The following is a 13,658-nucleotide window of genomic DNA, read 5'->3' as shown; positions in this document are numbered from 1 at the left end:
GGCGGCGGGGTGCCGCCCCCTTGGGGATCGGATCAGTTGGCAGCAGCGCGGGCGGCTTCCAGCCAACCATCATATTCGGCCTGATGCGCTGTGATCCAGGCATCAACATGGCCATCAATCGCGGCAGAGCTGTCTTCGCCCTCGGCTATTTGTTTGTTTTCAGCCGAAATGTCGATGATGTCGACCTTGGCCAGCTCAAACAGGGCCTTTGCCGCCGGGTTCGCTTCCAGGAAATCATTCCGGGCAACGACGCGCAGGTTATCGACGGCAAAGCCAAGGTTCTTGCCTTTGTACGTCGTCTCACCAGTGGCCCCATCGGGCAACGAGGTATAGGGCACTGTCAGCCATTCCACATCGCGGCCGGGGACCAGCTCACCCGACACCCAATAGGGCGTCCAGGTGTAATAAAAGATCGGCTCGCCGTTCTGGAAACGCGCAATCGAGTCGGCGATGATGGCGTTGTATTCACCCTGATTGTGGTTGACGGTGTCGCGCAGGCCATATTCGGTCAACTCATGCTCGATCACGCGCTCACAGCCCCAGCCGGGCACGCAACCGGCCAGATCGGCCTTGCCATCGCCATCTGCGTCAAACCGCTTGGCAATCGCCGGATCTTTCAGCATCGACAGATCGGTGATGCCGGAATCATAGCTGGCCTTGTCAACCAGATAGCCCTGCAAAGCACCTTCGACCAGGGTGCCGACCTTGGTCATCACAGCATCGCCGCCAGCTTCTTGATAGAACGGGTCATGCAGCGTGTTCCAGCTGTTGGTGAAGAAATCGACATCGCCTGCGCCCACAGCGATATGGGCAGTCTGCGCCAGCACTTCTTGTGGGTCTGCAATGGTATAGCCAAGATCTTGCAGGGCGCGGAACAGGATGCGCGCCTGAAACATCTCTTCCAAGGCGGGCTGGATCACGGGGCGCACAGTCACGCCCTCGCCCGGCTTTTCATTGGCCAAAAGCGGTGTCGCGCCAAAAGATAGCACGAGCGCGGTCGTTATCATAAAGTGTTTCATTCCGTCTCCTCCAAGGTGGGTTGTACCGGGCTTTTTGTGGGCCCTTTGAAAAGGCGCAGGATCAGCCCAACCGGGCCGCCCTGCCACCAATGGCGATGGCCGCGTTCGCGCGCCGAGCGTCCAAGCCCTTGCGTGATACGGTCCAGAACGATGGCCAAAAGGACAATGCCCAAACCGCCAACAATGGCTTTTCCGGCATCAAGGCGGCCCATGGCCCGCAGCACTTCGTTGCCCAGCCCCTTGACCGAGATCATCGACGCGATGACCACCATCGACAGTGACAGCATGATGGTCTGGTTCAACCCGGCCAGAATGGTGGGGGTTGCAAGCGGCAATTCAACTTTGAACATGATCTGGTTCGGCGTGGCCCCAAAGGCGCGGGCGGCCTCGACCACGCTGGGGTTGACGCCGCGAATACCAAGCGAGGTCAGCCGCACCAGGGGCGGCAGCGCAAAGATGATCGTAACGATCACGCCCGAGACGTTTCCGATGCCGACCAGCATCACCACCGGCACCAGGTAAACAAAGGCCGGGATGGTTTGCATCGTGTCAAGCACCGGGCGGATTGCCACCTCGAACCGGTCGCTTTTGCCCGCAATGATGCCAAGCGGCAGGCCGATGACCACGCATAGGATCACGGCAGACATGACAATGGCCAGCGTGGTCATCGCCAGTGGCCAGGCAATCGGATCAAGCAGGCCCAGCGCAATCAGGCAGGCTGCGACCAGAATGGCGACACGCCGCCCCGCCGCCTGCCAGGCAAGCAGCACAACCAGCACCAGCATGATCCCCGGCGGCACCGCCTGCAACGCATTCTCGATCCCCGTTATCATAGCATCGAAAAAGTTCTTGATCGGCTGAATCGCGGCGCGGTTGCTGATCGCCCATTGCTTGATCCCATCAGCTTGGCCGTCGATATTCAGATCAATCGCGGCAAAAGGGTTCAACAGGCTGAAGGCAGGTGTATCGGCCATCACAATCCTCCGTTCACGGCGTCTTCACGCCCTTGGATGCCGCGCAACAGCGCGCGCTTGGTCACGACGCCGATATTATTGCCATCTGCCTGAACCAGAATGGGGTGATCGGTGCCGATCGCCAGATCAACCAGCGCGTTCAGCTTGTCTTCGGGGCGCGCGATCGGCCAGCTTGCAATATCCGTCTCACCGTTCATCTGGCGGAACTGCGCAAAAGGCTGCATCACCCGCGCTGCGGTCACCAGATCCAGCTTGGAAATTCCGGCAACGAAATCAGCCACATAATCATCGGCGGGCTCGGTGACAATTTGTTCAGGCGTGCCGGTCTGCACCAGAACGCCATCTTTCATGATCGCAATACGGTCGCCAATGCGGATGGCTTCATCCAGATCATGGGTGATAAAGACGGTGGTTTTCTGCAGCTCTGCCGACAGCGCCATGAACGTCGTCTGCAGCTGCCGACGGATCAGCGGGTCCAGCGCCGAAAACGGTTCGTCCATCAACAGAATGGTCGGATCAGCGGCAATGGCGCGGGCCAGGCCAACCCGCTGCTGCATGCCGCCTGACAGCTCATCGGGGTATTTCATCTCCCATCCGGTCAGATCAACGGCATCAATGGCGCGGCGGGCAACCTCGACCCGCTTTTGTTCGGCAATGCCGCGCACCTCCAGCGAAAAGACCACGTTGTCGCGAACCGAACGGTGCGGCATCAGCGCCATATTCTGAAACACCATGCCGATTTTTTCAGCCCTGAGGGCGCGCAGGTCGCGTTGCGACATGGCGCTGACATTCTGGCCTTCGATATAAACTGTGCCCGCAGTGGGTTCGATCAGCCGGTTGATGTGGCGAATCAAGGTCGACTTTCCCGAACCCGACAACCCCATGATGCAAAAAATTTCACCGCGCGCCACACTGAAGCTGGCATCCCGCACGCCGACTACGCAGTTGAACCTATTGTGTATTTCGGCCTTGGACAGGCCTTCGCTGCGCACAGCCTCCATTGCATGGCGCGATTTTTCGCCGAAGATTTTCCAAATCCCCTCGCACGAGATAACGGTCTCTTTGCTTTTTTTGTCCATCTAGCCCTCCCGCTACAAAAGACAAGCACATATTTTTATTATAGACAATATGTATTTTATCCAGCACTATGAGATCAGATCTGCTTGAAGGGCGACTGGGTGGGCCGGCGCGAACGATGTAGGGGGTGACGCGTGACTGATGACAGCAGGACCAAAAAGGCCATTTGTCTTGAAGATCTGAAGCGCCGGATACTGACACAGGCACTGGAGCCGGGCAGTTATCTGGACGAAGTTTCGATTTCCGAGACCTACGCCATTTCGCGTCCACCGCTGCGCGAAGTGCTGCGCCAGATGGCGGGCGAAGGATATGTCGTCTTGCACGAAAATCGCGGCGTGCAGGTCGCGCCGATGACGCACAAGACCCTGCGCAATTTCTTTCTGGCGGCCCCGATGATCTATGCCGCCGTCAGCCGCCTTGCCGCGCAACACGCGACCAAGCTGCAGGTCACGCAACTGAAAAACACCCAGAGGCTATTTCGCGCCGCAATTGTCAGTGGCGATGTGGCCGAGCGCGCCCTTTTGAATGAACGCTTTCACGCCGTGATTGGCGAGATGGCCGACAACGAATTCCTGATCCCCAGCCTGCGGCGGCTGCTGATTGATCACACCAGAATCGGCATGACGTTTTACAGCCCGCACCAACAAGGAATGGCCCGACAACGCGCCGTGGCCGCCGACCAGCACGACCAGTTTATCGCCTTGATTGAAGCCCATGACGAAGATGGCGCAGCCGCGCTTGCCATTGACCATTGGGAATTGTCGCGGGCCGAAATTGAAAATTTCGTTACCCCCATTGGAATAGACATTTCGCTTGGCCGCGCACCGGGCACTGCCATCAAAAGAGAGGCCATATGAAGTTCGAGGGCATCTACACACCTGTCATCACCCCGCATCACGACGATGGCTCGATTGACCGCGACGGCTTTGCCGCGCTGATCGAGCATCTGATCGGCGCGGGCGTTCATGGGTTGATCAATGGCGGCTCGACGGGTGAATACTATGCCCAGTCGATGGAGGAGCGGGTTGAAATGGCCCAGCTGGCCGCGCAGGTTATCGGCAAACGCGTGCCCCTGATCATCGGGACCGTGGCAATCCGCCTGCCCGATTCCCTTCACATGGCCGAGGTGGCCGCCAAGGTCGGGGCGGATGCAATTCTTGTCGGCTCGCCCCCCTATGCCGTGCCGACCGAGCGGGAGAATGCGCTGAACGCGCTGGCGATTGACCGCGCCGCCGATCTGCCGATCATGCTGTATAACTATCCCGGCCGCATGGGCATCAACATGGGCGAGGAATTTCTTGACCGGGTGGGCCGGTCGCGGAATTTCTGTGCGATCAAAGAAAGCTCTGGCGATATCAACCGCGTGCATCTTTTGGCACGCGATTATCCGCATGTGCAGATGTCTTGCGGGATGGACGATCAGGCGTTGGAATTCTTTGCATGGGGGGCGCGCAGCTGGGTTTGTGGTGGGTCGAACTTCTTGCCTGCCGAACATCTGGCGCTCTATCGTGCCTGCGTTGTTGAGGGCGATTTTGACAAGGGCCGCCGCATCATGTCGGCCCTGCTGCCCCTGATGCGGGTGCTGGAACAGGGCGGCAAATTTGTTCAATGCATCAAACATGGCAGTGAGATGAACGGTTTTCACGCCGGCCCCCCGCGCCCGCCCCTGAAGGCGCTGAACAAGGATGACAAGCGGCAATTGGAACAGGTGGTTCGGGTGCTGAAACAAACGATTGCAAATATCGAAGCAGGGAAAGCAGCATGAGCGATCTGTCAACAACCCAGGAATACAAGGCCATCGCCGCCGGTCTGGAATTCCCGACACAGGCTTATATCAATGGCGCGTTCCGCCCCGCCGCCTCAGGCGCGACGTTTGATACAATCAATCCGGCGACCGGCAAAGTGCTGGCCAAGGTTGCAGCCTGCGGCGCCGAGGATGTGGATTTCGCCGTCACCAAGGCGCGTGATGCGTTTGAAGATGGCCGCTGGTCGCGCCTGCATCCCGCGCAGCGCAAGGCGGTGCTGATCCGGCTGGCCAAGCTGATGAAGCGCAACGCGCGTGAGCTGGCGGTGATGGAAAGCCTCGAGTCTGGCAAGACCATCTATGATTGCGAAACCGTCGATATTCCCGATGCGATCAACTGCCTGATCTGGCACGCAGAACTGATCGACAAGATCTATGATCAGGTCTCGCCCGCCTCTGACAACCATATCGCGATGATTGTGCGTGAGCCGGTGGGCGTTGTCGGTCTGGTGCTGCCGTGGAATTTTCCGCTGCTGATGCTGGCCTGGAAAATCGGCCCGGCGCTGGCATCGGGCTGTTCGGTGATCGTGAAACCGGCCGAGGAAACCTCGCTCACCGCCCTGCGCATGGCCGAATTGGCGGCCGAGGCGGGCGTGCCCGCCGGCGTGTTCAACGTGTTGCCCGGCACTGGGCCAGAGGTGGGCGAACCCCTTGGCCGCCACATGGATGTGGACATGATTTCCTTTACCGGATCGACCGAGACGGGGCGGCGGTTTCTGCGCTATGCTGCCGACTCGAACCTGAAGGAAGTCACGTTGGAAATGGGCGGCAAGAACCCTGCCGTGGTGCTGGATGATGCCGAAAACCTTGACCGCGTCGCTGCCCATATCGTCAATGGTGCGTTTTGGAACATGGGCGAAAACTGTTCGGCCAGCTCTCGGTTGATCGTGCAAAAAGGGGTCAAGGACGCGCTGCTGGGCCGCATCATCGCCCATGCGCGCGAATGGCCGATGGGCGACCCGCTGAACCCGGCGAACCGCGTTGGTGCGCTGGTATCAAAGGCGCATTTCGACAAGGTCGCGTCATATCTGGGCAAGGGGCCGAAGGTGCTGTTGGGGGGGCTGGCAAAGGATGGCTTTGTCGAGCCGACCATTCTGGAGGTGGGGCGCGACTCACCGCAGGCCCGCGAAGAAATCTTTGGCCCGGTGCTGTCGGTTTTGACCGTGGACAGTTTCGATGAGGCGATTGCACTGGCCAACAGCACCGAATACGGGCTGGCCGCGTCACTCTTTACCGCCAATATCAAACGCGCAATCCGTGGCGCGCGGGCGATCCGGGCGGGAACCGTCACGGTAAACAGCTTTGGCGAGGGCGACATCTCTACCCCGTTCGGGGGTTTCAAGGCCTCTGGCTTTGGCGGGCGCGACAATGGCCTTCACGCCCATGATCAATACACCCAGTTGAAAACCATCTGGGTGGACCTGACCGACGACACGGATGAGGCAGTCGATTGACCACGCACACCGCCCGCAGGATTCCGGTTCATCGTGGCCCGGCAGCATGGAATGCCATCCTGCCGGGGCAAGATGCGCCTGACCTGCTGACGCGTTCGGCAACTGCCGATTTCGCCATCATCGGCAGCGGCTTTGCCGGGCTGTCTGCCGCACGAAGGCTGGCGCAACTGAACCCCGGCGCGCGCATCGTGGTGCTAGAGGCAGGGCGGCTGGCCGAGGCAGCATCGGGGCGCAACTCCGGCTTCATGATCGACCTGCCGCATGATCTGTCATCCAGCGATTATGCGGGCCATGGCGGGTCTGACCATATGGTCATTGCCCTGAACCGGTCTGCGATTGATTTCGCCGCCGATGCCGTGCGGGATTATGCGATCGACCCTGCCTATTTTGACCCCGCAGGCAAAGTAAACGGCGCTGCTGGCGCAAGTGGCGATGCGCTGAACCGCAGCTATGCGGCCCATCTTGCCACGCTGGGCGAGGCCAGTGAGATGCTGGACGCCACCGCCATGCATCAGTTGACCGGAAGCCGGCACTACATCTCGGGGCTGTTCACCCCCGGCACGGTGATGATTCAGCCCGCGGGCTATATCCGCGGCTTGGGCCGGGGCCTGCGCCGTGACGGCATCCGGATTTGTGAAAATACCCCCGTGCACGAGATCCGCCGCGCGGGGCCTGACTGGGTGCTGGCCACCGCTGGCGGCGACGTAACCGCGGCGCGGGTGATCATGGCAACCAACGGGCATCTGGAAAGCTTCGGCTTTGCCCGCAACCGGCTGATGCATGTATTCCTTTTCGCCTCGATGACCGTCGATCTGGGGGCCGAGGCGTTGCAACGGCTGGGCGGCGCCCCCCGCTGGGGGATCACCCCTTCGGACCCGATGGGCACCACCATGCGCCGGATCGACACGGCGCAGGGCGGTAACCGGATCATCACCCGCACCTGCGCCAGCTTTCGCCCCGACATGGAAACCAGCGCGGCCGCGCTGCGCCGTGCCACCCGTATTCACCACCAGAAATTCGCCGATCGTTTTCCGGCACTGACGGGCACGGCGATGGAATACAGCTGGGCCGGGCATCTGTGCCTTAGCCGCAACAGCGTCTCGGTCACGGGAGAGCTGGAAGACGGGCTTTTTGCCGCCTGTTGCCAGAACGGCCTTGGCACCGTGCGCGGCACCTTGACCGGCATGGGGGCGGCCGAACTGGCCAGCGGGGTGCAGACCACGATCACCCGCCATTTCGCCGCCGAGCCCCCGCCGCAAAAGCTGCCGCCACCGCCTATTTCAACCATCGGTGCCAATGTGGTTCTGCGGTGGAAGGAATTCCGCGCCGGCAAGGAATAGTGCCTAGAGATCCTTGCAGATCCGCAAGGCATCCAGCACCGCCGCATGGATATTGCGCCCCGCAACGGCATCACCGATCCGCGCCAGCACATAGGTTGCTGCCGGGTTGCGCTGCGCGAAAGGCGGTTGCCCGGCAATCAGCGCAGGCTGATCCAACTGGCCCAGATTGACCGACCCCGGTTTCAACGCGTGATACAGCGCGTCATTCGGAACCAGCCCCTGCTCGACCACCACATGATCAACCAGTCGCTGCCGGGTTTGCCCGGTCAGCACATGGCGCAAGGTTGCGCGCAGGCGATTGCCTTCGGCACTGACTTCGGCCAGTTCTTGCGAACAGGTCAGGCCGACCCCGGCCTGTGCCAGACGGCGCAGCGCCACGGCAGATGTGGTTGGGCCAAGCTCTTGCAGGGCGGTACGGTCGGGCGTGACCATCTCAACCGCGCAGCCTGACTCGGCCAGCATATCGGCGGTGACGGCGGCGGGCTGATCGCCGATCTCATCAATCAGCAGCACCTGCCCCTTGGGCCGTACCGCACCCGACAGCACATCCCAGCTGGATACGGCAAGCGCGCCCCCCGGTATCTGCGGCGGTTCGGGCCAGCCGCCCGTGGCCACGATCACCGCATCGGGTGCCTCGGCCAGAATGTCACCGGCTTCGGCATAGCTGTTCAGCCGCAGATCGACGCCCAGAAGCGTGACCTCGGCAATCAGCCAATCGGCGATGCCCCAGATCTGGCGGCGCAATCCGCCCTTTGCGGCCAGCACAAGCTGCCCGCCCAAACGATCCGCTGCCTCGAACAGCACAACCTGATGCCCCCGCTCGGCGCAGACGCGGGCGGCCGACAGACCGCCGGGGCCACCGCCGATCACCACCACCTTGCGGCGTTTTGCGGCCTTCGGGATGACATGCGGCAAGACCTGTTCGCGGCCAGTGGCGGCGTTATGGCCGCAGACGGCGGCCTTGCCCTGATTGACCCGATCGACACAATAGCCAAGGCCGACACAGGGGCGGATGCGGGCCTCATCCCCGCGTTGCAATTTGGCCACCAGATGCGGATCGGCCATATGCGCCCGCGTCATGCCAACCAGATCAACCAGCCCATCCGCAATCGCATGGCGCGCGGTAGCCAGATCGGCAATGCCGCCCGCATGAAAGACCGGCACGCAAACCGAACGCCGGATTTGCCCGGCAATACTCAGATGCGCCGCCGCAGGAATACCCATCGGTGGCACCCAAGAGGTCAAACCCAGATCATCATACGGGGCGCCGGCCAGCACATTCAGAAAATCGACCTGCCTCGTTGCGGCAACCGCTTGCGCGGCGGCAACACAATCGGCGGCGGTCAGCCCGCCTGTCGTCAACTCATCGCCCGTCATGCGCATGCCCAGGATCATTTCAGGCCCCACCGCCCGGCGCACCGCCTCGATGACCTGAAAGGTCAGCCGCAGACGGTTCTCCAAAGGGCCGCCATAGGCATCGGTCCGGTCATTGATCAGCGGCGACAGAAACTGGCCCAACAGATGCGAATGTGACAGGATCTCGATTCCGTCAAAACCGCCCTCCTGGCAGCGGCGGGCTGCGGCGACAAAATCACCGATGACGCGCTCAATATCCTCAGGTTCCATCACCTTGGGAAAAGATCGGTGCGCCCGTTCACGCCGCCCCGAAGCGCCAATCACCGGCATCCAATGGCCATCATCCCAGGCGGTACGGCGGCCCATATGCGTGATCTGGCACATCACCGCCGCACCATGTGATTTCACCCCGCTGGTCAGTTTTTGGAACCACGGGATGATGCTGTCATCGCCCGCATAAAGCTGGCCGAACACCGAAGGGCTATCGGGCGCGATATTGGTGGAACCGCCCACCATCGTCATCGCGATGCCACCCCAGGCCTTTTCTTCATGATACAACCGGTATCGGTCGCGCGGGTGGCCTTCTTCGACGAATGAGGGTGCATGCGCCGTGCTGATGATGCGGTTGCGCAAATGCAGATGGCGCAGGGAAAACGGTTGCAGCAGGGGGTCCATCGGCGGTTCTCCTATCAGGGCGGCGGGGGTCTTCAGGGCAGGCTGAGCTTTGCCATCCGCCCGCCATCCACTGTCCAGACCTGCCCGGTGACGAACCCGGCCTCAGCCGAGGCCAGCCAGGCCACCAGTGCTGCAACTTCGTCAGGGCGCCCGGTGCGGGCTACCGGGTGGATGCGGCCAATGTTCTGGCGGAACGCTGCCGGGTCGGGCATTGCGGCGATGAAATCATTGTTCAACTCGGTGTCAATCCAGCCCGGCGCAACCGCGTTGCAGCGGATGCCTTCGGCCCCGTGATCCACCGCTACCGCCCGCGTCAACCCGTGCAACCCGGCCTTTGATGCGCAATAGGCCGCATGGCCCGGGTTCGCGCCCAACCCTTCGATTGACCCGATATTGACGATTGATCCTTGTGTGACGCGCAGATGCGGCAAAGCGGCCTTGATCAGCAAAAACGGCGTGGTCAGATTGACCATCATGCTCCGCTGCCAATCGTCCAGCGGCATGTCTTCGACGCGCGCCTCTTGCATCACGCCCGCATTGTTCACCAGCACATCCAACCGGCCCGCGCGGGTGATCACCTCGGCGACCACCCGTTCGGGGCAGTCAGGATCGGCGAAATCAGCGGCTATCGCCTCAAAGGTGGCATCCGCGCCGCGCTGCGCGGTAAAGACCTGCGCGCCCTCATCGCGCAGGCGTAGGGCGATGGCCCGGCCAATGCCGCTGCGACCGCCGGTGACCAGCGCCACCTTGCCCGCAAAGCGGGTCATGACACGGCCTTGCCGCCGTTCACCTCGACCAGCGCGCCGCACATGTACCGTGCCGCGTCCGAGGCGAGAAACAGCACCACTTCGGCGATATCTTCGGGCTGGGCAACCCGGCCAAGCGGCACGGTTCGGTCCAGCTCGGCAATCGCCGTCGCGGGGTCAAAGCCGCGCAGGGCAAAGCCGGTGCGCAGCATGGGGGTGTCCACCTCGTTCGGGCAAACGGCATTGACGCGGATACCTTGATGCGCGTGATCGCGGCCCAGACATTGCGTTAGCGACGCGATGGCAGCTTTGGACATCACATAGACCGGATGGTCCGGCCCCGGACGCAAGCCCCAGCAAGACGAGGTGTTGACAATGGCCCCGCCCCCCGCCGCCGCCATGATCGGCACCGCCGCGCGGCACAGGCGGAACGGCGCTTCGACATTGACCGCCATGGTGCGGCGGAAATCTTCGTCACTGGCCTTGGTGATATCACCCCGCGTGATGATTCCGGCGTTGTTGACCAGAATATCCAAGGCACCCAAGGCATCAAATGCCGCCTGTGCCAGACCATCAACATAGAGGGCATCGGTAAGATCGCCGGGCAAATGCGCATCTGCCGTTACCCCCGACACATCGCGGTCGGCAACGGCCACACGCGCGCCCTCAGCCCGCAGCATCCGCACAATGGCGCTGCCGATACCGCCCGCCGCCCCTGTCACCAGCGCAGTTTTTCCATGAAATCGGGTCATTCGGGTCTTCCTTCAGTATGAGGCGACGGCTGCGCCGAACAATGTCTCGTCTGGGGTGATGCCCAGTCCGGGGCCTTTGGGCAGTTGAATATGGCCAGCCTCTATCGTAAGGCCGTTTTCGGGGTCATAATTGCCCTCGATATAGGGCGCGGCCAGCCAGACCCCTTCCATCAGCCGGGGTGACACGGTGGCACCGATATGGGTGCAGGCAGCGGCGATGATGTCGCCACCCCAGGCGTCATCACAGGTATGGGGCATCGCGCGCGCCTCGCAGATGTCGCGGAATGTGGCCATGGCATGCAAGCCACCGATGCGCGTGACCTTCATCCCGAACCCGTCACAAAGCCCCGCACCGACGACGCGCAGAACGGTGGCCAGATCTTCGCCACTCTCGTCGATATAGACCGCGTGGTGCAGCTGGTGGCGGATTGCGGCGATTTCCTCGATCGTGTTGCAGGGCTGTTCCATGATAAAGGGAATGTCGGGGCATTCGCGGCTAAGGCGCAGCGCGTCGCGGGTTGTCAGGCCACGATTGCCATCAACTGCCAGTCGCATCTTGCCGCCAATCCGTTCCCAGACCTTGCGGACCACTTCGATGTCAATCTCTACCGGGCGGCCACCGATCTTGACCTGAAGGCGGGGATAGCCTTCGGCAGCTTTTTCGGCGGCGATGCGGGCAATGTCATCGGGCGCCCCCACGCCTGTCGCATAATAGGACGGCACCCTGTCCGTCACCGCCCCGCCCAACAGATCGGCCACCCGCGCGCCGTAATGCTTGCCCATCAGGTCATAGGCGGCAATGTCAATCGCGGCCTTGGCATAGCGGTGCCCATTCAAAAGGCTGTCCATGCGGCGGCGCAGCAGCACCGGCTGCAACGGGTCGGCCCCGATCAACCCCGGCGCCATCTCGGCCAATGCGGCCCGCGCGCCTTTGGCGTGTTGCGGCTGATAGGTCGGACCAACCGGACATGTTTCACCCCAGCCGATCAGGCCGTTGTCGCAAACAATTTTAACCAGCGTGGTATCCAGCGACCAGACCTCGGCATTCGCCATGGTATAGGGGCCGTTGCGAACTGGAAGCGCATGGGCATAGACGTGGATTTCGGTGATTTTCATTCAGTGACTCCTGACGGCGATGGCTTCGCCTAGTGTATCATGTGTGAAGGTAGTGCCGATCCCCGGCACCGCCGGGAGCAGAACGCCGCCATTGCGCAGCAGCGCGTCAAAACTGCGGTATGCGCGCCCGCCCGACAATTGGTAAACACCGCCGGAACAGGGCAGTTCGACCTGACAAGGCTCGATCCTTGCGCACTTCATCAGACCGGCTCCTGCGGGGGAATCAGCACCAGTTTTCCGGTATGCTTCTTGGCCAGAAAATCCTGCTGGGCCCGCACAATATCTTTCAACGGATAGGTGCCTGCGACAATGGCGCGAACCTCTCCGGCCTCGACGTAGGAAATGAGGTTTTCAAACACTTCATCCTCTTGGAAGGTGCAGCCAAAAAGGCTGAGGTCCTTAAGGTAAAGCGTGCGCAGGTCGATTTCGGCCAATGGCCCGGCAATCGCACCGGCAACGGCGTAACGCCCGCCACGGCGCAACACCGCCATCAACTGCGGCCAGCCGGGGCCACCAACAAGGTCGACCACAACATCAACACTGCCCTCACCGAGTTCAGCAATCAGGTTCGCGTCCCGCTCTATCACCCGATCTGCGCCAAGGGCGCGCACCTCCTCCGCCTTGGCTGCGGCCGCGATGGCGATGACAGTGGCACCCCGCCGTTTGGCGAGCTGCACCGCCGCCGACCCCACTCCGCCCGAGGCCCCGGTGACCAGCACTTTTTCCGCGCCGACAGCGGCGCGGTGCAGCATGTTCTCGGCCGTGGAAAAGGCGCAAGGGATGGTGGCCAATTCTGCATCCGACCAGTCGCAATCGACCCTGTAGGTTTCTCGCGATGGCGCGACCACGAATTGCGCAAAACCGCCATCACATTCCGAACCGATGGTCCAACATTCATAGGGCCGGTATCCGGTATAGCTGCGCAGCATGTTGCGCACCAGAACGCGTGCGCCGATCCGCCCCTGATCAACGCCCGCACCGACCGCGACAATATAGCCACAGACATCTGCGCCCTGAATGCGTGGAAAGTGCAGCGGGGAGCCCGACCAACTGCCATCCGCAGCATCGGCGGCCTCAAAACCCGCGTTTCCGGCGGTATTGGTTCCGCCGGAAACCTGTTTGGAATACCACGCCGTTCGCGTGTTGATGTCGGTATTGTTGACAGCGGCGGCGGCCACGCGGATCAGCACCTCGCCGTTCTGCGGTTGCGGCACCGCTATGTCTGTACGGTATTCGAGCCTGTCGAATCCGCCATGGCCGGTCAATTGCACAGCGGCCATTTTATTCGGCACGGTCATTTCGGCACTTTTTCCTTCTGCCTGCAATGTGAACCGGTGCGACGGCT

13 protein-coding genes are annotated in these 13,658 nt (G+C 61.7%); 4 read left to right on the top strand and 9 right to left on the bottom strand.

Annotated features, from left to right (window positions below):
• Positions 1-32 precede the first annotated feature (32 nt).
• From proX to VDP61_RS11645, 3 genes are read right to left on the bottom strand one after another with little or no spacing between them, the layout of a single operon-like run.
• Positions 33-1,019 carry a glycine betaine/L-proline ABC transporter substrate-binding protein ProX gene (gene proX, locus VDP61_RS11655; RefSeq protein ID WP_323007057.1) on the bottom strand — a complete coding sequence of 329 codons (987 nt, stop codon included), beginning with the start codon at positions 1,017-1,019 and terminating at the stop codon, positions 33-35.
• Positions 1,016-1,993: an ABC transporter permease gene (locus VDP61_RS11650; RefSeq protein ID WP_323007056.1), complete on the bottom strand. Its 978-nt coding sequence runs from the start codon at positions 1,991-1,993 to the stop codon at positions 1,016-1,018. Before VDP61_RS11650 ends, proX begins: the two co-directional genes overlap by 4 nt.
• The gene (locus VDP61_RS11645) at positions 1,993-3,072 is read right to left on the bottom strand and encodes a glycine betaine/L-proline ABC transporter ATP-binding protein (protein ID WP_323007055.1); all 1,080 of its coding nucleotides are present in this window, start codon (positions 3,070-3,072) and stop codon (positions 1,993-1,995) included. Before VDP61_RS11645 ends, VDP61_RS11650 begins: the two co-directional genes overlap by 1 nt.
• Before the next feature lie 132 nt (positions 3,073-3,204).
• Between VDP61_RS11645 and VDP61_RS11640 the strand changes: the two genes are divergently transcribed.
• Genes VDP61_RS11640 through VDP61_RS11625 form a run of 4 tightly spaced genes read left to right on the top strand, consistent with a single transcriptional unit; the run spans position 3,205 to position 7,668 of the window.
• Positions 3,205-3,927 carry a GntR family transcriptional regulator gene (locus VDP61_RS11640; protein ID WP_323007054.1) on the top strand — a complete coding sequence of 241 codons (723 nt, stop codon included), beginning with the start codon at positions 3,205-3,207 and terminating at the stop codon, positions 3,925-3,927.
• A complete protein-coding gene (locus VDP61_RS11635; RefSeq protein ID WP_323007053.1) occupies positions 3,924-4,835 on the top strand; it encodes a dihydrodipicolinate synthase family protein in 912 nt (303 codons plus the stop codon). The genes VDP61_RS11640 and VDP61_RS11635 overlap by 4 nt, the downstream gene beginning before the upstream one ends.
• Positions 4,832-6,328, top strand: coding sequence for an aldehyde dehydrogenase (locus VDP61_RS11630; protein ID WP_323007052.1), 1,497 nt, complete (start codon positions 4,832-4,834; stop codon positions 6,326-6,328). Before VDP61_RS11635 ends, VDP61_RS11630 begins: the two co-directional genes overlap by 4 nt.
• Positions 6,325-7,668, top strand: coding sequence for an FAD-binding oxidoreductase (locus VDP61_RS11625; RefSeq protein ID WP_323007051.1), 1,344 nt, complete (start codon positions 6,325-6,327; stop codon positions 7,666-7,668). The genes VDP61_RS11630 and VDP61_RS11625 overlap by 4 nt, the downstream gene beginning before the upstream one ends.
• A 3-nt stretch (positions 7,669-7,671) precedes the next feature.
• On the opposite strand, the gene VDP61_RS11620 is transcribed toward VDP61_RS11625, so the two are convergent.
• The 6 genes from VDP61_RS11620 to VDP61_RS11595 are packed head-to-tail and all read right to left on the bottom strand — an operon-like array spanning position 7,672 to position 13,611.
• Positions 7,672-9,699, bottom strand: a complete 2,028-nt coding sequence (locus VDP61_RS11620; RefSeq protein WP_323007050.1) for an NADH:flavin oxidoreductase — start codon at positions 9,697-9,699, stop codon at positions 7,672-7,674.
• A 32-nt stretch (positions 9,700-9,731) separates the two neighbouring features.
• Positions 9,732-10,466: an SDR family NAD(P)-dependent oxidoreductase gene (locus VDP61_RS11615; RefSeq protein WP_323007049.1), complete on the bottom strand. Its 735-nt coding sequence runs from the start codon at positions 10,464-10,466 to the stop codon at positions 9,732-9,734.
• On the bottom strand, positions 10,463-11,197 hold the full coding sequence (locus VDP61_RS11610; protein WP_323007048.1) for an SDR family oxidoreductase: 735 nt from the start codon (positions 11,195-11,197) through the stop codon (positions 10,463-10,465). The genes VDP61_RS11615 and VDP61_RS11610 overlap by 4 nt, the downstream gene beginning before the upstream one ends.
• Before the next feature lie 12 nt (positions 11,198-11,209).
• A complete protein-coding gene (locus VDP61_RS11605; protein WP_323007047.1) occupies positions 11,210-12,313 on the bottom strand; it encodes a mandelate racemase/muconate lactonizing enzyme family protein in 1,104 nt (367 codons plus the stop codon).
• Positions 12,314-12,514: a hypothetical protein gene (locus VDP61_RS11600; protein WP_323007046.1), complete on the bottom strand. Its 201-nt coding sequence runs from the start codon at positions 12,512-12,514 to the stop codon at positions 12,314-12,316.
• Positions 12,514-13,611, bottom strand: coding sequence for an alcohol dehydrogenase family protein (locus VDP61_RS11595; protein ID WP_323007045.1), 1,098 nt, complete (start codon positions 13,609-13,611; stop codon positions 12,514-12,516). The genes VDP61_RS11600 and VDP61_RS11595 overlap by 1 nt, the downstream gene beginning before the upstream one ends.
• Between the last annotated feature and the right edge of the window lie 47 nt (positions 13,612-13,658).

The sequence above is a fragment of the Pseudorhodobacter sp. genome (genome assembly GCF_034675685.1).
GTDB lineage: Bacteria > Pseudomonadota > Alphaproteobacteria > Rhodobacterales > Rhodobacteraceae > Pseudorhodobacter.
The sequence above is the reverse complement of the archived record's forward strand: the minus strand, read 5'-3'. Positions and strand labels throughout refer to the sequence as shown.